Origin of the sequence: Faecalibacterium intestinale (genome assembly GCF_040096575.1) — a bacterium.
Classification (GTDB): Bacteria; Bacillota; Clostridia; order Oscillospirales; family Ruminococcaceae; genus Faecalibacterium; species Faecalibacterium intestinale.
The window spans coordinates 22906-42566 of sequence record NZ_JBBMEN010000012.1; the positions used below are offsets into that span (position 1 = coordinate 22906).

A 19661-nucleotide genomic window follows, 5' to 3' on the forward strand; every position below is an offset into this window, starting at 1 on the left:
ACCTCCCATGATCATCTCCACCAAAAAAGGCACTCCCAAAGAGGAACTGGAAAAGATCGTTGATAAATTCGAAAAGCAGGGTCTGGATGTGACCCTGATCACCGGCAAGGACTACAACGTGTTCGGTCTGGTGGGCGACACCACCAAGATCGACGAGCGGGACGTGCTGGCAAACCCGTGGATCGACAACGTTACCCGCGTGTCTGCGCCCTATAAGCGCGCAAACCGCCTGTTCCACCCCGCAGACTCGGTCATCGACTGCGGCGGCGTGAAGATCGGCAGCAAGGAAAAGATCGCCGTTATGGCAGGCCCCTGCAGCATCGAGAACGCCGAGCAGGCACTGCGCATCGCGCAGGGAGTCAAGGCGGGCGGCGCAGCGCTGTTCCGCGGCGGTGCCTACAAGCCCCGCACCTCTCCCTACGCCTTTCAGGGTCTGGAGACCGAGGGCATCTTGGACATGGTAAAGGCCCGCGAAGCCACCGGTCTGCCCATCGTCTCCGAGCTGATGAGCGAGGACCGCATCCCGGAGTTTGAGGAGTATGTGGACGTGGTGCAGATCGGCGCACGCAATATGCAGAACTTCCAGCTGCTCAAGGCGGTGGGCAAGATGCACAAGCCTGTGCTGCTCAAGCGCGGCCTGTGCAACACCATCGAGGAGTGGATCATGAGCGCCGAGTACATCATGGCAGGCGGCAACGAGCAGGTCATCTTCTGTGAGCGCGGCATCCGCACCTTTGAAAAATACACCCGCAACACGCTGGATCTTTCCGCTGTGCCCATCATCCACGAAAAGACCCATCTGCCCATCGTGGTAGACCCCAGCCACGCCACCGGCAAGGCCAATCTGGTAGAGCCGATGATGATCGCCGCCGTGGCTGCCGGTGCGGACGGTCTGGAGGTGGAGGTGCACTACGACCCCCAGCACGCATGGAGCGACGGCGCACAGTGCCTGACCCCGGACGCCTTTGCACAGGCCATGGCCAAGTGCCGTCAGGTGGCTTGGGCCATCGGCCGGGAGATGTAAACCGTTTACCCCTCAGGCGCTGGCGCGCCAGCTCCCCCAAGGGGGCGCCTGAAGCGCTGCCCGTGGGAAATTGCAAAAGGATAACACCGCTATGCTAGTAACCATCAGACCTGCCCCCGGCGGCATCGGGGGCGTGATCGCCGCGCCGCCCAGCAAAAGCATGGCGCACCGCGCCGTGCTGTGCGCCGCGCTGGCTGTGGGGCGCTCCCACATCACCCATCTGGAATTCAGCAAGGACATCTCTGCCACCCTGTCCGCTGCCGCGCAGCTGTGCGCCGCTGTGGACACCGGCGCGGACGATGCCACTGTGCAGGGGCTTGGGCATTTTCTGCCCCTGACCGCCCCGGTGGACTGCTGCGAAAGCGGCAGCACCCTGCGGTTTTTGATCCCCATTGCCAGCCTGACCGGCCAGCCGGTCACCTTTACCGGACGCGGACGACTGATGGAGCGCCCGCAGTCCGTATACGAAGCGTTATATCGCGAGCAGAATCTACGATTTGAGCAGTCCCCCGCCGGGCTGACCGTGGAGGGCGCACTGACCCCCGGGGACTACCGGCTGGCGGGCAACGTGTCCAGCCAGTTCATCAGCGGGCTGCTGTTCGCGCTGCCCTTGCTGCCCGGGGATAGCACCCTGCACCTCATCCCCCCGGTGGAGAGCCGCAGCTACATCGACATGACCCGCGCTGTGCAGGCCGCCTTTGGGGTGCACAGCCGCTGGCTGGACGAAACCACTCTGCTGCTGCCCGGCGGGCAGCAGTACCGCCCCTGCGACTACAACGTGGAGGGTGATTACAGTCAGGCCGCGTTTCCGGCGGTGCTGGGCGCGGTGTGCGGCGGGGTGACCATCACCGGCCTTGCGCCGGACACTTTGCAGGGCGATGCCGCCATTCTGGACATCTTGCGCCGGTGCGGCGCGGTGTTCACCCGCACCGGCGACAGCGTCACCTTTGCAAAAGCTCCCCTGCATGGGGTGGACATCGACCTTGCGGACTGCCCCGACCTTGGCCCCGTGCTGATGGTGCTGGGTCTGCTGTGCGAGGGCACCACCGTCATCCGCAACGCCCAGCGGCTGCGCCTGAAAGAGAGCGACCGCATCGCGGCTATGGAAGCCGAGCTGCGCGCCTGCGGCGGCGTGCTGGAAAGCGACGGCGGCACCATCACGGTGCACGGCTGTGCTGAGCGTCTGCACGCCCCTGCCGCCCCGCTGCACGGCCACAACGACCATCGGGTGGTCATGAGCCTTGCGGTGCTGGCTGCTGCCGCCGGGCTGCCCCTGACCGTGGACGATGCCGAAGCCATTCAGAAGAGCTGGCCCGGCTTTTTTGCAGATGCAGCGCCGCTTGGCGTGGAGGTAGAAGATGCTTGATAAAACAAAACGTTATCTCGTAGTGGGTCTGGGTCTGCTGGGCGGCAAGTACGCGCTGGAGCTGACCCGCGCAGGCTTCCATGTGGACGGCATCAACCGCAGCGAGGGACACTTGCAGTACGCGCTGGAGCACGGCTATATCGCCGGCGGTAAGACCCACGATTTTGAGGATCTTGTCCGGCAGGCCGACCATATCATTTTTGGCCTGTACCCCACCGCGCTGCTGGACTGGTTTGGTACCTACGGCCATCTGCTCAAGCCCGGGTGCATCTTTACGGATGTTTCCGGCGTCAAGACCGGCCTTGTGGAGCCGGTGCAGGCGCTGTGCCCGGCGGGGGTGGAGTTCATTGCCAGCCACCCCATGGCAGGCCGCGAGACCTCCAGCGTGGAGCACGCCGCCGAGGTGAATTTTGCCCCGGCAAACTTCATCATCACCCCCACCGAGAAAAACACCCCGGCGGGCATCCAGTGGGCAAGGGAGCTTGCCGAGGTGCTGGGCTTCAAGCACATCTGCACCCTGACCGTGCAGGAGCACGACCGGATGATCGGCTATGTCAGCCAGCTGTGCCACGCCATTGCCGTAAGCCTGATGTGCGCCAACGACAACTCCTCGCTGTGCGAGTACACCGGCGACTCCTTCCGGGATCTGACCCGCATTGCACGCATCAACGATAAAATGTGGGCAGAGCTGTTTTTGTGGAACAAGCAGAACCTGATCAGCGAGATCGACCAGTTCGATTCTGCTTTGCAGGAAATGCGCGCCGCCCTTGTGGCAGACGACCGGGACAAGCTGGAAGAAATGTTCCGCCTTTCCACCCAGCGCCGCGCCGCCTTTGACAAAAAGCTGCCGGAATAAACCGTGACGGAGGTATTGCCCCATGCCCAAGCAGGAAGGACAGAAATCCAAGCTGGTAACACTGCTGCGCATCCTTGAGCAGCGCACCGACGAGAACCACCGCCTGAACGTGCCCCAGCTGGTGCAGCTGCTGGAAAATCAGGGCATTCTGGCCGAGCGCAAGAGCATTTACAGCGACATCGACACCCTGCGCAGTCTGGGCTACGACATCCAGCTGCAACGTGGGCGCGGCGGCGGGTACTGGATGGCAAGCCGTGCATTCGAGCTTTCGGAGCTGAAGCTGCTGGTGGACGCGGTACAGTCCAGCAGCGTCATCTCGGCGCGCACCAGCAAGCGCATCATCCACAAGCTGGAAGCCCTCTGCTCTGACTACGAGGGCACCCAGCTGCAGCGTCAGGTGTATGTGGACGGACGTCCCAAGACCGACAGCCAGACCCTTTTGTACAGCATCGACGCCCTGCACACCGCCATCAACCGGGGGTGTCTGGTGCAGTTCCGCTACAAGGGCAGCAGCGCCGTGCGCACCGTAAGCCCGTGGCAGCTTGCGTGGGAAAACGGCTGCTATTACCTCATTGCCTATCAGGACGAAAAAGCGCCCCCGGTGCGCCACTACCGGGTGGACCGGATGGCCGGGGTGCTGGTGCTGGACGAGCCGCGCCGGGGCAAGGAGTTCTTCCGCACCTTCGACCTGCCCGCCTACCTGCGCAAGCACTTCAATATGTTCGGCGGCACCGAGTACCGGGTCACCCTGCGGTGCACTGCTGACCTTGAGCCGGTCATGCGGGAGCGCTTTGGCCGCGAGCCGGTGTTCTGCCCGGAGGACGCGGAGCACTTCCACTTTGACGTGCCCATCTGCGTCAGCCAGCAGTTTTTCGGCTGGGTGTGCGGCTTTGGCGGCAAGGTAGAGGTCACCGCCCCCGCCGCCGTCCGCGCCCAGCTGCACGAGATGCTGCAGAGCTTAGCAGAGCAGCACGGGTAAAGCGCTTTGCCGTTAATTTTCACTTTACAAACGCCGCAAGAACTATTACAATCAAAGCAGTGCCGAAGGGCCGTTCGTTTTCATCCACCGCGCGCAACCGTTCCGACAGCGCCGGGGCTGCGCAGAGCTTTCTTGATCAGGAGGTTTTTTGCATGAAAAAGATCACGCGTCGTACCGTTCTCCGTGTCTCGGGGCTGGCAGCCGCCTCGCTGGCTCTGTCCGGCTGCGCGCCCGCCGGCAGCGCCTGTGTGGGCAACGGCTTTTCCGGCTGGCTGCAGCAGACCTTCGGGAAGGGCAGCTCTGCATCCTCTGAAAGCACCGAAGCCGCAGCCCCGGACGCAGGAGCGGCATCCGAAGCCCCGGCAGAGAGCGCCGACAGCAGCCTGCCCGCCTATAACGCCGACCCCCTTACCGGCGAGCCGCGCCGCAGCAACGGCCGTATTGTCGGCGTGATGGTGAACAACATCAGCAACACCCAGCGGCAGAACGCCCGCCCGCAGCGCGGCATCGGCTCGGCTGACCTGCTCATCGAGAGCAAGGTGGAGGGCGGCATCTCCCGCTTCTGCGCGGTGTACCACGACGCCAACGCCATCCCGGAGGTGGGCCCGCTGCGCTCCGGCCGCGACCAGTTTTTGCAGCTGCTCATGCCGTGGCAGGCGCTGTACTACCACGACGGCGAAAGCGCCCCCTGCACCAAGTTCATCAACGTGTATCACTACTCCGGCCTGAACATCGGCGGCAAGAGCTATTTTAATACCACTACTCACCCCCATGTGGCGCACCGCGACAGCCGCAGCCGCAACGTGGCGTATGAGCACACCGAGTTCACCTCCGGCGCTGAGATCCGGCAGGCCGCCGCCAACGCAGGCATCGGGCTGGAATATCCCTACGAGAGCACCTTCTTCCGCTTTGCGGACTACCGCACCGGCGCAGAGAACAAGATGTCCGGTGCTGCCGCCGCCAAGACCATCAACATCGTGCACTCGGACAGCTACAAGACCACCTTCAGCTACAACCGCTGGGATCACCTTTATAAAATGTCCATGTACAGCCGCGCCGACGGTGCTTTTGAAAACACCGTGGACGAGCTGACCGGAAAGCAGCTTGGCTTTACCAACCTGCTGGTCTGCTTTGCAGGCATCGCGGACTACCCCGGCGACTCCGGCGGCGTGCAGCAGGTGGACTATGTGTCCGGCGGCGAAGCCTATTTCTTCACCCGGGGCGCGGTGCAGCACGGCACATGGCAGAAGGCATCCCCGGAGCACCCGCTCAAGGTCTATGCCGCCGACGGCAGCGAGATCTGCTTCAACCGCGGCAAGACCTATCTGGCCATCGTGGACGACGACGAGTGGCAAAACTTTAACTATCAGTAAGGGGAGAAACCCATGAAACGCAAATGGAGCCTGCGCCTTGGTGCAGCCGTGCTGTGTGCGGTGCTGCTGGGCAGCTGCGGGGGCACCGCCGCTGCGCCGGCAGAAAGCACCGCCCCGGCAGACCCGCTTACCGGGCAGCAGCTGCTGTACCCGGAGCAGCGGGCGGCGGCGGTGGTCATCGAGAACACCACCGGCAGCACTACCCAGTGGGGCATCGGCAGCGCCTCGGTGGTGCTGGAAGCCCTGACCGAGAGCAGCAGCTCTACCGAGCTGTGTCTGGTATACCCCGCCCTCAGCGCCATGCCCGTGGTAGGGCCGGTGACGCGCGGGCAGGACTTATACTGGCGGCTGCTCAGCGGGCAGCAGGTGCTGCCCATCCAGTGCGGCAGCAGCGCATACGCCAAACGGTATCTGGAATACTACAATCTCCGCGCGGTGGACGCGCAGGAGGTGGGGTGCAACGCCTTTGTCAGCACCGGTTACAGCTGGAACAGCACGCCCCTGTGGCGCACCAGCGGCAAAGCCGTTTCCTCGGTGCTGGACAGCCTGAGCATCTCCGCCGCCGTAAACCAGAACGCCGCCGGCAGCGAGAGCGAGACGGCAGGCGTTCTGCCCGCTCTGCTGCCCCAGCGGGACACCGGCCATCTGCCGGATGCAAACGCCGCCGATGCGGTAAACGTGACCGTGAATTTCCAGTCCGGCGGAGCTACCGGCTTTGTCTATGACGACGCCCTTGCCGCCTACGGGATGCTGCACGCCGACGGCACCCCGCAGCTGGATGCCAACACCGGCACACAGGCAGCCTTTGACAATCTGCTCATCCTGTACAGCGGCTCCTCCCTGCGGGACGACGGCCGCACGCTGGACTACGACCTTTCCATGGGCGGCGGCGTCTGGCTGAACGGCGGACACCTGTGGCAGATCACATGGACGCAGGGCACCCAGAGCACCCTTGCCCTCTACGATTCCAACGGCAAGCCGCTGGAACTCCCGGCAGGGCGCAGCTACATCGCCCTGCTTTCCAGCCTTACCGGGCAGGAGCTGCTGGTGCAAAACAGCACCGGGGAAGCGCTGGTAGGTGCCGGGTGACCACGTCAGAAGAGCCTGAGAAGGCGCACGTCGGGAGAAACTCCCCCAGTCTCGCTGCGCTCGACAGCCCCCTCTAGGATGGGGCCTTTGGCATAGCGGTACAGTTTCCGGCTATAGTGTAAAGCTTGCGGGCGCGCCAGAGGCTCCCTCCCCGAGGGAGCTGGCAAAACCGTCAGGTTTTGACTGAGGGAGTTAAGCTGAGAGGGTCTCAACAAAAAAGAGCCATTGCACGCATTTTGTGCAATGGCTCTTTTGGTATGCTGTTACAGATCCACCACGCTGCCGACCTCGGCGGGGGTGGTGGGCACAGGGCCCAGAGCGGCTTCATCGGTATTACGGCGCACCGTAAAGATGGCGCTGCGCCCGGCGGCAAAGTCCGGATGCCATGTCAGCGCAAGGGTCTGCCAGTCCTCCGGCACAGCGCAGAAACAGTGCAGCAGCGCACCGCGTCCGGCGGCAAGGTTCAGGGTGAACACCGAAGCATCCGCCGCGTTCTCGCTGTACAACGGGGCGGCAAAGCTGCCGCAGGGCACGCTCTGGCCGTTGCAGGCAGCGGTCACGCCGGTGCCCATGCTGTACAGCTGCTCCCGGGTGCGCAGACCGCGGCTTTGCAGATAGCTGGTATCCACCGGCAGGCTGGCTGCCGAAAGGTTTTCCACCGAGAGGTACACCAGTACGCCGCCCAGCTCCGGTGCCGGGGCATAGCCCAGCAGCTCCACGGCAGCTTTGCCGTCCAGCAGGGCAGGCTCGCCCGTAAGACACGGCTGCTGCGCCGCAGCACAGACCCCGGTAAGCAGCGCAGCCGCAAGGCTGACCGCACCGGAACCGGCACATTTCAGGAATGACCGGCGGGAGAGGGATTGGGACATGACAGCGTTCCTCCTGTGTACGATACAATACTACCCTTTAACAATAAAGGATTCTGCGCGTTCTGTCAAGGGGCAGCGGAAAACTGTAACCCTTTCTTATTCGTAAGCCTCGTTTTCCTCGGCTTCTGCCTGTCCCTGCAGGGTGTCGGCGTAGCCAAAAGGTACGATGTCGATGGCCTCCACCAGCTTGTCCCGCATCCACAGCTGCACATCGGTCTGCACGGTGTAGCCGCAGCCCGGGTCTGCCATCCACTGCTCGGGACGGCGGGTGGGCACGGCGCGCTGGCTGAGCATACTCATGATCACGCCGCCGTGGGTCACGCAGGCGGCCTCGGTAACGTCCATGCGGATCATGTACTCAAACAGCTTCATAAGGCTGTCGGCGCAGCGGGCGTGGAACTGCTCGGTGGGCTCTGCGCCCTCCGGCAGATAGCCGGAACCCGGGGTGATCCACTTTTTGAAGTCCTCGTCCTGCACGAGTTCCTTCACCGGTCTGCCCTCAAACTTGCCAAAGCCGGCTTCCCGCAGATCGTGCACCGTAAACTGGTGGGCAGCCCCGGGGAACAGGATGTTGGCGGTCTCCACCGCACGCAGCAGCGGAGAGGAAAAGACGGTGTCTACCTGCGGGTAGGCGAACCGCTCCTTCAGGTCAGCCAGCTGAGCGCGGCCCTCGTCGCACAGGGGCAGGTCGGTGCCGCTGCCGATGTACAGGCCCTGCAGGTTGCCCGCGGTTATGCCGTGGCGGATGAGATGAAGCTTGAAGGTTTTCATGGATCACACCTCTTTTGGTTTAAAATTACGGAATAGGCTTAGCCCTCGGCGTAGTTGACCTCCACGGTGGTGGGGAACACATTCATGTCCAGACGGCAGTTGTCGCGGATGGTCACGCTGGTCAGGGCGTTGCAGTCCTTGAAGGCGCCGGTCTTGATGTAGCCCACGCTCAGGGGGATGTTGACTTCGGTCAGGGCGGTGCAGCCGTTGAAAGCGCCGGCCTCGATGTACTCCACGCCGTCAGCGATGTTCACGGTGGTCAGGGCAGTGCAGTCCTTGAAGGCGGTAGCGCCCACGCTGGTAACGGTGCCCTCCACCTCAACGGTGGTGATCTGGTCGGCCTGATCAGCCCAGGGAGCCGGAGCATCCTTGGTGAAGTTGGTCATACGGCCGGTGCCGCTGATGGTCAGGGTGCCGTCAGCCAGTGCCCAGGTCACACCCTCGCCGCAGCTGTTGTTGACAGCAGCGGTGGAAGCAGCCACAGAAGAAGCGGCTGCGGAAGAAGCAGTGGACTTGGAACCGCCGCAGCCGGTCAGGGCGATGGCGGCGATCAGGACAGCAGCGGCAGCGCTGCACAGACGGACTTTGCGCTCGAGTTTCATGATGAAGTTTCCTCTTTCTTATTCTTGGTATATTACCTTTTATAGCGTCTGCCTTGCCCTTCGCCAATTTGTGCGCCGGTCAAGAACAGTCGCCAAAAAGAGATTATAGCACAAACTGCAGAAAGATGGAACCACCTGTTTGAAAAAATTTTGTTTCGGAAAAGAACGACTTTCACCACGGCTGTCGTTTTTCTGCCGTGTCGGAAACACAAAATCTATGTGTTAATACCCATAGTTTAGCATAGATGTGGGGCCCCGGCAAGACTTTTGACAATAATGACGAAAAAAGACGAAAAATATCGGCATTTTTCTTGCTTTACAAGTCGTTTTCCAATGTGTATAATCAACCTGTTGTAAACCAAAAACAAGGATATCACCAAAAAATCCCTTCGGATATTGAGGAGAGCATACCATGGAGTTCAATCGTATCATCAAGCTGCTGCGCAAGGAGCGCGGCATTACCCAAAAGCAGGCGGCAGAGGATCTGGGGGTCTCTCAGGCGCTGCTGTCCCACTACGAAAAAGGCATCCGCGAGTGCGGCTTGGACTTTGTGGTGCGGGTGGCAGATTATTATAATGTTTCCTGCGACTACCTGCTGGGCCGCAGCGCCGAGCGCAACGGCATGATGCTCTCTGCCGAGGATCTGCCCAACCCCGAAAAGATGAAGGACAACGTCTACCACGGCAGCGTTTTGCCCACCATGAACAAAAAACTCATCTCCAACAGCCTGAACGTGCTCTACGCCAAGATCGGCCAGTGCCACAGCAAGGCGCTGACCACCGAGGTGAGCGCTTACCTGATGATGGCGGTTGCCAAGATGTTCCGGCTGCTCTACTCTGCAGAGCCGCACAACGCCTCCAGTATGTTCAGCATCGAGCCCCGCCGCTGGCACGGCTATTCCGATGCCGTGATGCGGATGGCAGAGTCCAATGTGGAAGCGCTGCTGGACGGGCAGGACGTAAACGGCGGCGAGGGCGTCAAGGATCCCGCCTGCCTTGCCATGACCACCGAGAGCCTGACGCGGGAGTTTCCGCTGTACACGCCCAGCCTGTTAAATCTGGTCAAAACCAGCGAGACCCACGTCAAGGGGCTTTCGCCGCAGGAGTGACCCCGCTTGTGAAATTGTTGTAAATAATCGACACGGGCTCTTGCATCTGTGTGCCGGAAACGGTATAACCAGAGGAAGAAGAATTAGAAACTGACCCTTCAAGGAGGATATAAACCTATGTCTACTGTTATTTCCCGCCGCAGCTTCCTCAAGTGCACCGGCGTATCCGCTGCTGCACTGGGTGCAGCCAGCCTGCTGGGCGGCTGCCAGTCCAACGGCGATGACACTGTGGTAGAGGTCAAGGTCGGCGATACCGTCCGCAGCTGGAACGGTCTGGGCGTGCAGCTGACCAGCGTGTTCCACCTGACACAGGACCCCGTGCAGCCGGCGGGCTACGAGTATCTGGGCGTGCGGGTGACCACCGTCAACCGCAGCAAGACCGAGAGCTACGCCATCGGCGCACAGGGCATTGATGCCATCAACGAGGCCTACCCCGTGCCCCCGCTGGAGAACGTGGACGCAAACTTTCAGGCCATGGCCGCTGCCACCCCGGACTTTACCGCCGTCTGCGATGGCCAGCCCGCAGCCTGCTGCGCCAATATCTCGCTGTACAACGCCAATTCCCAGAGCTTTTCCGATACAGAGAGCCTGCCCCCGCAGGGCAGCGCCTACATCGTGCTGATGATCATGGTGCCCAAGGACTGGAAGCAGCTGAAGGTCACCTACGTGCCCACCTTCCTGGAGGGCAAGAGCCTGACCTTTGTCATGAACGCTTCCGATGTGATCCGCAGCTGACACAATTGCCAAAAAATCCGCTTAAGCTTCGTCTAAAATGTACGATGCTGCCACAAAATCTTCACATTTGTTTTGCGGAAAATCATTGACATTTTTCTCTGTTTCGCCTATTGTATAGGTAGTGCCTTATGGCAGAATCTGTATTGATGTGTTCTGAAGGAGGAACGAATATGACTGGGGAATTTTCCCGCCGCTCTTTCCTGAAATATACCGCACTTACCGCTGTAGTTGTAGCTGGCAGCAGTCTGCTGACCGGCTGCGGCGGCGATGCCCCGGTGCAGCGCGCCGTCGGCACCAGCAACAGGGTGCTGAAAGTCGTATCCAAGCTGGAGCAGGTGGAGTGCGATGCCGCTTCCGATACCACCTTTAAGCTGGTGGTGACCAACGGCCGCAATAACGCACTGGAAGTGACCAAGGCAAACTTTGCCGTAAAGGCAGACGGGTATCTGGCCTACCAGAACGATAAGCTGCAGGTGACTTCTCCTGATGCGCTGAGCCATCAGGTCAAGAAGGGCGAGACCGTTACTTATTATGTGACCGCAAAGGGTCTGAACGCGCTGACGGACGGCCCGGTGACCTTTACCTTCTATCCCGATTTGGAATACAGCGAGTTCAGCGCCAACTGGGAGCTGACCGCAGACGCCTTGAAGTCTGCGACCTGAGCCCCAACATACTGGTAAAAAACGGAGGAACAAGCTATGTCTTATACATTTTCCCGCCGCGCATTCCTGAAGTATTCGGCAGCCACCGCAGTGGCTGTGGCCGGTGCCAGTCTGCTGGGCGGCTGTGAGTATCAGGATCCCAACAACCCGGTAAGCAAAGCGCTGCCCAGTGCGATCACCAGCGAGCTGCAGGTGATCGGTGGTCTGCGGGGTTTGAAGATCGAAAACGGCACCTGCACGATGGAAGTCGACATCGAGTCTGGCCGCGCAAACCCCATCCCGCTGGATCCCTACCGCTTCTCTCTTGCCATCAAGGACGCCGAGGGCAAGCAGGTCTACTTCAGCGGAAACAACGGCGGCGTGAAGATCACGGACGCCGAGAACAGCCTGATCGTGAAAAAGACGCCCATCACGCTCCATCTTGAAGCCGCCAAGGTGCCCGACCTGCAGGACGGCTACACTGTGGTGTTCAAGTATATGCCCATCCGCGAGAACTCTGAGTACTCCATGACTTGGGAGATCACCAAGGAAGTGTACGACAAGGCTCTGGCCGAGGCCGCCAAGAAGAGCAACGGCTGAGCAGATACATAACGCTGCGCTTTTACCAAAGACCGCTGCGCATTTTGCGCGGCGGTCTTTTTGCATCCAAGTTTTCGGCGATATGTCTGTAAAAAAGCAAGGTTTTTCGTCAGGTTTGTGTCTTGTGCACAGCGGCATTTTTCAGTACAATAAAGAAGCAGAGAAGAAAAATAAGCGCAGCAGCCGGAACGCTGCCGCGCTGTTTTGTATTTTGCGGCGCAGCTGCGCCCGGTGAAAAAAGGAGTGCTGTACAATGATCAACATGGTCAAGCTTCCCACCAGCAAAAGCGAACTGTTCCTGCGGGTGGCCAAGGGACATTTTGCCACCAGCCACAGCCACATCAACTATTACATCGACGTGACCACCCAAAAGACCCGCCTTTCCGAGGCAAAGGCCGTGGCAAAGGAGCTGGTCAGCGCTTACCAGCACAGCACCATCGTGGATACCGTGCTCTGTCTGGACGGCACACAGGTCATCGGCACCTGCCTTGCCAACGAGCTGACCAAGGACGGCTTTACCAATATGAACGCCCACAAGACCATCTATATCGTCACGCCGGAGTACACTTCCGGCAGCCAGATCATTCTGCGGGACAATCTCGCCCCCATGGTCAAGGGCAAGCACGTGCTCATCCTTGCGGCATCCATCACCACCGGCTACACCATTCAGGCAGCCGTGGAAGCCGTGAACTACTACGGCGGCATCGTGGCAGGGCTTTCGGCTATTTTTGCCACCACCCACGAGTGCTTGGGCTACCCGGTCACCTCCATCTTTGACCCCACCTGTCTGCCGGATTACGCCAGCTTCGACTCCCGCGACTGCCCCCTGTGCAAAGCCGGGCAGCACATTGACGCGCTGGTGAACAGCTTTGGCTATTCGGCGCTGTAACGCAAATGCCAAATGATTGAAAATGCGCTCCGCGTTGCTCTGCGCATATTCAGCGGAAAATATCTTTTAATTTCGGGGTTCAGGAAAGTCTGCGGAGCTTGTCGGGGCAAAGCCCCTCCATCTGCTAACGCAGACCGCTCTGCCGCTTAAAAGCCCCACTGGGGCTTTCATTGCTGCGCAAACGCGGACTTTCCTGAACCTCTTTTTCACGGAGAAAGGATATTAAATGCAGTTTTCGGTTACGACCCCTCCTGTGAAAATGCGTTTGGAGTGCTCCGCAGAGCGCGACAAACGCGAATCTTTAAATCATATTTCCGCTAAACATGGCTAGAGCGCAGCGGAAGCCATTTTCAATCGTCCTACGCAAAAGGAACGGCAGTGCTGCCGTTCCTTTTTGTTGTCCCACGGGCGGGATTGTGCTATACTGATACCAGACAAAACTAAGGTGTATCTGAAAGTAAAGAAGAGGTATCAAATCCATGAAAATTCCCGCAAACGGTTTTACCCACGCCGGCAAGTTCCATGCCGATGACGTGTTTGCTACGGCGCTGCTGCAGATCCTGCGCCCGGATATCAAGATCACCCGGGGCTTTACCGTGCCTGATGATTTTGACGGCATCGTGTATGATATCGGCTTTGGGATGTTCGACCACCATCAGGAGCCCCGGGAGTACCGCGCCAACGGCGTGCCCTACGCGGCCTTTGGCCTGCTGTGGCGGGTGCTGGGCCCCGGCCTTGTGGGCGAGCGGCAGGCGCGGCTCATTGACGAAAACTTTATCCAGCCGCTGGACCTGAACGACAACACCGGCGAGCAGAACAGCCTGTGCGATGCCATCGGCTTTTTTAACCCGGTGTGGGACTCCAAAGAAGATCAGGACAGCTGCTTTTTCAAGGCGGTGGCCGTGGCAAAGCAGATACTGGAAAACCAGATCGACAGCGCCAACGCCGTGAACCGTGCGGACGAAAAAGTGCAGCAGGCGTACCGCAACTCCCGCGACGGCATCGTGGTGCTGCCCTGCTATCTGCCGTGGAAAAACGGCTTGTACAAGACCGATGCCCTGTTTGTGGTGTACCCCAGCCAGCGCGGCGGGTGGAGCGCCCAGTGCGTCACCGACCACAAGACCAAAAAGTCCAAGCTGCCGTTCCCGCAGTCGTGGGCGGGGCAGCCGCAGGAGGCCATCGAGCAGAAGAGCGGCATCCCGGGCATCAGCTTCTGCCACGCCAGCCGCTTTTTGATCACCGCCAAGGACAAGGAGACCGCCCTTGCCGCCTGCCGTCAGGTGCTGAAGAACAATGGCCGCCTTGCCTGACGCCGCCTACGTCTACATGGTGCGCTGCACCGGCGGGCAGCTGTACACCGGTTGGACGAACCACCCCGCTGCCCGGCTGAAAGCGCACCAGAGCGGCAAAGGGGCACGCTACACCCGCGCCCACGGCGCAGTAGGGTTTGCCTATCTGGAGCGCTGCGCGGACAGGAGCGCCGCTTTGCGGCGGGAAGCCGCCCTGAAAAAGCTTTCCAAGGCGGAAAAAGAGGTGCTGTGCGCCGCATGGCGCGCCGCCGGGTGTCCCGGGGTGGAGAACGATTGAAAATGCCCTCCGCTGCTTCCGGGTTGCGGCACCCAGCATCCGCATCGTGCCTTGAGCGGCACTCGCGTCTTGCTGGCCGCTGCCCCAACAACTCCTCCCTGTTTCCGCCGCTGGCGGCGGTCGTCGTTGTTGCAGCGGAAAATATCTTTTAATTTTCGGGATAGCGGAGTGACCGCGTTTGTGGAGCGCAGCGTAGCAATGAAAGCCCCAGTGGGGCTTTTAAGCGGCAGAGCGGTCTGCGTTAGCAGATGGAGGGGCTTTGCCCCGACAAGTTCTGCGGACGCTCCGCTATCCCATTTTCACGGGTGGGGTCGTAATGGCAAGCGGCATTTGCAGCGCCTGCTTCCTGCGGAAGCGGCGGCGCTGCGGAGAAGCAACCTCGCCCTCTCCGTCTGCTCACTACGTTCGCATCCACCTCTCCCAAGGGGAGAGGCCTTGGCAAAGAGATAAAGTTTGCGTGGACTGCCAAGGGCTCTCCCTTTGAGGAAAGACTTCCCCCGCTCCGGGGGAAGATGTCACCGCAGGTGACAAAAGGGGGAATCTGTCAAAGCCGTCAGGCTTTGACTGAGAGGGCGAGGACGCTGCGACCAGCAGGAGCAGACGGAAGGGGTATTCCCAGGCTATCAGCTTTATACCCGAGCAGTAAACTGTGCCGCTATGCCAAAGGCTCCCTCCCAGAGGGAGCTGGCAAAGCCGTCAGGCTTTGACTGAGGGAGTTCCCCTATAACGCAGCAGAGCCGTCCGGTAGTTGCCGGGCGGCTCTGCTGTGCTTATTGGAAAGGATCGATCGGGAGATGGCAATTGTTATGTTTTGCCGGGCGCGGCTTTTTCAGCCGGGCACGGACGCGGATGACCGATGCTCCGGTCACACGCTTGACGGGGCGTAATGATGCCTTTAGCCCCTATCAGGAAGGGAGGTTCTGTGTCATGCTTAGTGTACCACGATTTGCCCGCTTTGGACGATTTTCGGCACGAATCGACCCGCAAATGCGTTGAAACGACCCGGCGGCGCAAGAGCAGCCGGACGCACCCGCAAAAAGCAGAAAACCGCCCGGCTTGCGGTTACCGGACGGTTTTCTGTCTCTATAGGAAAATATGGGAATGACGTGCTTTCAGAGTACATCTCTGTCCCTGCATTATACCACCGGCGGCAGAAAAAGTGGAGTGCTTTTGCACGAAATCCCCAATAATGGCTCGAAATGCCTTTTACCGGGCGGCATCGCGGCGCAAAACGCCAGCCAACGCAAAAAGGGACTGCTGCACAGCGCTGTGCAGCAGTCCCTGCGGGGTTATAAGGGGTTACGGGTCAGCGGGCTCAGCCGCGCTGCTGATAGGTCTTCCAAGTGCGGATGACCTCCAAGCGGCTTACGCGGCTGCCGGGCTTGAAGCTGCCGTCCTGTGCAGACATCAGGCCGGTATCCACTGCCCAGCGGATGGCCTGCAGCTCTGCGGCATCGGCTGCCACATCGTTGAACAGTGCCGTGCTCTGGGTAGCGGGCTTGCCTGCGGCAGTCCACAGTGCAACAGCCAGCTGCTGACGGTTAGCGGGGATCGCCACACCCTCGGGCAGAACGCTCTTCAGGTAGGCGGTGGTGCCTGCAATGTAAGCGCCTACGCCAACGGCTGCGCCGCCCACAGCGGCTACCATCACGATAGCGCCGCCGCCGTCATCGCTGGGTGCGGGTGCGGGAGTGGGAGCGGGAGTCGGCTCAGGATCGGGAGTCGGAGTCGGGGTGGGAGTCGGCTCGGGATCAGGAGTCGGGGTCGGATCCGGGTTGGGAGTGGGAGTAGGATTCGGATCCGGGTCGGGAGTGGGAGTAGGATTCGGATTCGGGTCGGGAGTCGGATTCGGATCCGGGTTCGGGTCGGGAGTCGGATTCGGATCCGGGTTGGGATCGGGAGTCGGATTCGGATCCGGGTTGGGATCGGGAGTCGGATTCGGATCCGGGTTGGGGTCGGGAGTAGGATTCGGATCCGGATCGGGGGTCGGCTCGGGATTGGTCCCCTTCACAACGTAAGTGCCCACCTTTTCGGTAATGGTCGCGTTATAGTTCTCGTCCGCCGTCACCTGAACGTACACATTGTAGCTGCCGGGGGCGGTGGGGACAGTCTCGCTGCGGTCGGTGTCGGTGCCGTACAGCAGGGTGGTCTGCGGGTCGGCACCGTTGTACTTATCGCCATTGTAGGTCACCGTGTTCTGCGCAGCATCGTAGGTAAAGTTTTCGGCTACGGGCGTGTAGCGGACGGTGTACTGCCCGACTAACGGATACTGGGAATCGTTATCCTGATTGCCATTATAGTAGTTGTTACCGTTCACCGCAAGGCGAACTTCGTAGGTACCCACCTCGGTAGGCACAGAGGAGAAGTAAGAGTTTGGTTCGTCGTAGTACCGAAGTTCAGCCTGCGGGAGTTCCTCCTCACCGAAATACCGCTTGCTGGTATCTCTATAGGTCACCGTGCCGGTCTTGACATCCCATTCGAAGTCATCGAGAGCCGGGGTATACTTGATCACGGTTTCGCCGATATCGACCCAACCGCTCGTGTATTTATCGCCCTCTTCAGCTACAACGCGCTTTTTATAGATGCCATAGTTGTCCGGCTCGCCATAGGGGATGCTGTCAAACTCCTTATCATCGTAGGTGCGCACATAGACAAGTCTCAGCTTGCCCACGCCCTCCTGATAGCAGGTAACCTTTGTACCCTCCGGCGTTTCATCAGTGGTAAAGTCTCCCTCGCCCAGGGAAGAGAAGGGCAGCTTTTCTCCTTTGGTCTGATTCACCACAATGGGATTGCCGTCATTCAAGGCGGTCAGGGTCAGTGTCAGGCCGTCTGCGGAAAGCTGTGCGCCGGTATAATCGCTGGCCGGAGCACCATTGATGTTCTTGACCGGCTCGCTGAAGGTGATAGTCATCTCGACATCGCCGATACGGTAAAGCTCCTTGGTCTCCTTCGTCACGCCGTTTACGCTTTCCACCGTGCCGTCGTCTGCAACGATCAGCTTGCTCAGCTGCTGACCATTAGCACGGTGCCGGCTTTCGATGGGGCTAAAGCTCACCGTATTGGAAACAGCAGCCTTGCTGGAAGTATCCGCCATCAGGCTGCCGGTGATCACGGCATTTCGGATGACCGTTCCTTCCAATGTATAATAGTCGGGCAGCTTGATATTGTTGAACACGCCGCCAAGGATCTGGGCATTACTACTATCCAACTGGACAGTTGCGTCGAACTGACCGCCGTTGATGGTGCCACTAGCCTTAACATTCTTCTGGAAGGTGCCGCCGGTGATGGTGCCGTTATAGCCCAAAGTGACATCCGCTTCGAACTGACCATCGGTGATCTCGCCGTAAGCTTCGACGCTCTTCTGGAAGGTGCCGCCGGTGATGGTGCCGCTATAGCCCAAAGTGACATCCGCGTCGAACTGACCATCGGTGATCTTGCCGTAAGCTTGGACGCTCTTCTTGAAGATGCCGTTGGCGATGGTTCCATTAGCTTCGACGCTCTCCTGGAAGGTGCCGCCGGTGATGCTGCTGTTTTCATCCGCGTGGACAGCCTTCTGGAAAGTGCCGCCCTCAATAATGGCGTTCTGGGCGGTAATAGGCGCGCCTGCCTGAATGTCCGTAACCGTCACATCCGTCAGCACGATCTGATCGGAAGCAATGGCCTTATGATAGGGGTTGATGGTATCCGAGGTCAGATCCACCGGGCTGCTGCCATCGGGGCTGGTGAGGATAAGCCCCGACATCGTTCTATAACCATCCTCGACCACAAGGTACTGCCAGCCAAGACCCTCATAGATATCGCCGGTCACACCATCCTGGTTCACGGAATGCGGGGTCACACCGGTCAGGTCGGGCAGACCTTCTTCGGTAATGCGCAGGGGCTTGAGGTTGCTGGGATCGCCAGCCTGATTTACCAGAATCTCCTTGCCATCGTTGTTGCCGGTGATATGCAGTACATTGCCCTCGGCATAGGTCTGTTCATTGTAACTGTTGACCGCTGCATCGTTGATGCTGTATACATCGGTGTTCAAGGTAAGCTCTGCGCTGGCATTGCCCACCAGATAGATGGTATTGACAGAAAGGGGCAGGTCTCTGCCGTTGATCGCAGTCACACCGCCGTTGCGCACGGTCAGCGTGCTGAGCTGCTGGCCATCGGCAAGCGCATTCTTTATGCTGGTGCCGTCAGACAGCTGGCACAGAACGGTGTCGGAAATGGCAAGGTCGCCAAACCTGTCAAAGCTGAAGCTCTGGGCCACTGCCTTGGAAATGGTGCACTTGCCAGCGCAGTAGAGGTAATCAAAGGTGCCGCCCTCGATCGTGACATCTCTGAAGTCAGCCTGACGGATGATGCCGTCGGTCACGGTAGCATTCGAAAGCTTGACAGCGCAGTTGATGGGCACTGCGCTCAGCTTGCTGAAATCGATTTCCTTACCGCCCTGATCCTCGAGCTCCAGCTGTCCGGTCGCACTGGCGATATTGGGGTAGCAGGTATAAGTCCAGCCCTTGCCAAAGTATTTGCAGACCTGATCCATGCCCTCGTTCAGATTGTACACACAGGGCACACCGTTCACATCGGGCAGACCCTCACCGGTAAAACTCAGTTCCTTGTCCATGGACGGGATCGGGGTCAGTGCTACAGGCGCGTTGCTCTTTGAAGAAAGCTGCGGGAACATACTGACCTCGGCAGAGATCGTTGTACCGTCTCCACTGATGGAAATCGTGCCATAGCCGTTCAAGGAGGCGTTGCTGATACCTACAGGCAGGGAGCGGATGTCGGACGTGCCACCGATTGCTGCCGCCCATGCAACGCAGCCGGGGGCGTACTGCACCTCCAGCTTCAGGCTGTGATCGCTGTACCGCTTGAGCATATACACATCCCCGGTCACCGGCTGGCCGTTCAGGGTGCAGCCCTCCGGCAGGATCAGCTTGTGTGCCTGCTGCTGCGTAGCGGACTTCAGGCCGGAAATATCCTTGAAGTAGCCGCCCTTAACGCTGCCGCCGTTCTCGGTCAGCTTACCGTAGGTGCCGCCGTCAATGGTACCGTTTTCCAGCACTGCTTCGGCGTAGCTGCCGCCCAGAACGCAGGCATTCGGGTTCTTGATCCAAAGCTGGCCCTTGACCACGCCGTCCAGCAGATATACTTCATAGCTGGAAGTCGAGATGGCCACATTGC

Annotated in this window: 17 protein-coding genes; 13 read left to right on the forward strand and 4 right to left on the reverse strand. The window is 59.9% G+C overall.

Going from position 1 to position 19661, the window contains the following annotated elements; all coding sequences use genetic code 11:
* Positions 1 to 7: 7 nt before the first annotated feature.
* The 6 genes from aroF to WMO20_RS09200 all read left to right on the forward strand — a co-directional run bounded on the left by aroF (position 8) and on the right by WMO20_RS09200 (position 6687).
* Positions 8 to 1024 (forward strand): 3-deoxy-7-phosphoheptulonate synthase, encoded by a 1017-nt coding sequence (aroF, locus tag WMO20_RS09175; protein ID WP_015537198.1) that lies wholly within the window; start codon positions 8 to 10, stop codon positions 1022 to 1024.
* Between the two features lie 91 nt (positions 1025 to 1115).
* Entirely contained in the window at positions 1116 to 2390 is a 1275-nt protein-coding gene (gene aroA, locus WMO20_RS09180) for a 3-phosphoshikimate 1-carboxyvinyltransferase (RefSeq protein WP_349186585.1), read from the forward strand.
* Positions 2383 to 3246, forward strand: a complete 864-nt coding sequence (locus WMO20_RS09185; protein ID WP_349186594.1) for a prephenate dehydrogenase — start codon at positions 2383 to 2385, stop codon at positions 3244 to 3246. Before aroA ends, WMO20_RS09185 begins: the two co-directional genes overlap by 8 nt.
* Before the next feature lie 22 nt (positions 3247 to 3268).
* Complete coding sequence (locus WMO20_RS09190) at positions 3269 to 4225, forward strand: helix-turn-helix transcriptional regulator (RefSeq protein WP_308563984.1); 957 nt, start codon at positions 3269 to 3271, stop codon at positions 4223 to 4225.
* 152 nt (positions 4226 to 4377) lie between these two features.
* Positions 4378 to 5598 carry a DUF3048 domain-containing protein gene (locus WMO20_RS09195; RefSeq protein WP_349186600.1) on the forward strand — a complete coding sequence of 407 codons (1221 nt, stop codon included), beginning with the start codon at positions 4378 to 4380 and terminating at the stop codon, positions 5596 to 5598.
* A gap of 12 nt (positions 5599 to 5610) precedes the next feature.
* On the forward strand, positions 5611 to 6687 hold the full coding sequence (locus WMO20_RS09200) for a DUF3048 domain-containing protein (RefSeq protein ID WP_349186601.1): 1077 nt from the start codon (positions 5611 to 5613) through the stop codon (positions 6685 to 6687).
* Positions 6688 to 6950: 263 nt separating this feature from the next.
* Here the strand turns inward: WMO20_RS09200 and WMO20_RS09205 are convergent, their stop codons facing one another.
* The 3 genes from WMO20_RS09205 to WMO20_RS09215 form a co-directional block, all read right to left on the reverse strand.
* Positions 6951 to 7556, reverse strand: coding sequence for a Tat pathway signal sequence (locus WMO20_RS09205; protein WP_349186602.1), 606 nt, complete (start codon positions 7554 to 7556; stop codon positions 6951 to 6953).
* A 96-nt stretch (positions 7557 to 7652) separates the two neighbouring features.
* Positions 7653 to 8327: a histidine phosphatase family protein gene (locus WMO20_RS09210; RefSeq protein ID WP_112091398.1), complete on the reverse strand. Its 675-nt coding sequence runs from the start codon at positions 8325 to 8327 to the stop codon at positions 7653 to 7655.
* 38 nt (positions 8328 to 8365) lie between these two features.
* On the reverse strand, positions 8366 to 8929 hold the full coding sequence (locus WMO20_RS09215) for a leucine-rich repeat domain-containing protein (protein ID WP_349186603.1): 564 nt from the start codon (positions 8927 to 8929) through the stop codon (positions 8366 to 8368).
* 412 nt (positions 8930 to 9341) lie between these two features.
* On the opposite strand from WMO20_RS09215, the gene WMO20_RS09220 reads away from it, so the two are divergent.
* From WMO20_RS09220 to WMO20_RS09250, 7 genes are all read left to right on the forward strand, one after another.
* Positions 9342 to 10037 (forward strand): helix-turn-helix domain-containing protein, encoded by a 696-nt coding sequence (locus WMO20_RS09220; protein ID WP_112091396.1) that lies wholly within the window; start codon positions 9342 to 9344, stop codon positions 10035 to 10037.
* Between the two features lie 117 nt (positions 10038 to 10154).
* Positions 10155 to 10772 carry a twin-arginine translocation signal domain-containing protein gene (locus tag WMO20_RS09225; protein WP_112091395.1) on the forward strand — a complete coding sequence of 206 codons (618 nt, stop codon included), beginning with the start codon at positions 10155 to 10157 and terminating at the stop codon, positions 10770 to 10772.
* 170 nt (positions 10773 to 10942) lie between these two features.
* Positions 10943 to 11434 carry a twin-arginine translocation signal domain-containing protein gene (locus WMO20_RS09230; RefSeq protein ID WP_349186606.1) on the forward strand — a complete coding sequence of 164 codons (492 nt, stop codon included), beginning with the start codon at positions 10943 to 10945 and terminating at the stop codon, positions 11432 to 11434.
* A 36-nt stretch (positions 11435 to 11470) separates the two neighbouring features.
* Positions 11471 to 12013: a twin-arginine translocation signal domain-containing protein gene (locus WMO20_RS09235; protein WP_316540074.1), complete on the forward strand. Its 543-nt coding sequence runs from the start codon at positions 11471 to 11473 to the stop codon at positions 12011 to 12013.
* Between the two features lie 253 nt (positions 12014 to 12266).
* Positions 12267 to 12902, forward strand: a complete 636-nt coding sequence (locus tag WMO20_RS09240) for a phosphoribosyltransferase (RefSeq protein WP_112091392.1) — start codon at positions 12267 to 12269, stop codon at positions 12900 to 12902.
* Positions 12903 to 13381: 479 nt separating this feature from the next.
* Positions 13382 to 14212 carry an MYG1 family protein gene (locus WMO20_RS09245; RefSeq protein WP_349186608.1) on the forward strand — a complete coding sequence of 277 codons (831 nt, stop codon included), beginning with the start codon at positions 13382 to 13384 and terminating at the stop codon, positions 14210 to 14212.
* Entirely contained in the window at positions 14196 to 14489 is a 294-nt protein-coding gene (locus WMO20_RS09250) for a GIY-YIG nuclease family protein (RefSeq protein WP_316540077.1), read from the forward strand. The genes WMO20_RS09245 and WMO20_RS09250 overlap by 17 nt, the downstream gene beginning before the upstream one ends.
* Positions 14490 to 15804: 1315 nt before the next feature.
* Here the strand turns inward: WMO20_RS09250 and WMO20_RS09255 are convergent.
* The gene (locus tag WMO20_RS09255; RefSeq protein WP_349186609.1) at positions 15805 to 19656 is read right to left on the reverse strand and encodes an S-layer homology domain-containing protein; all 3852 of its coding nucleotides are present in this window, start codon (positions 19654 to 19656) and stop codon (positions 15805 to 15807) included.
* Positions 19657 to 19661: the final 5 nt, after the last annotated feature.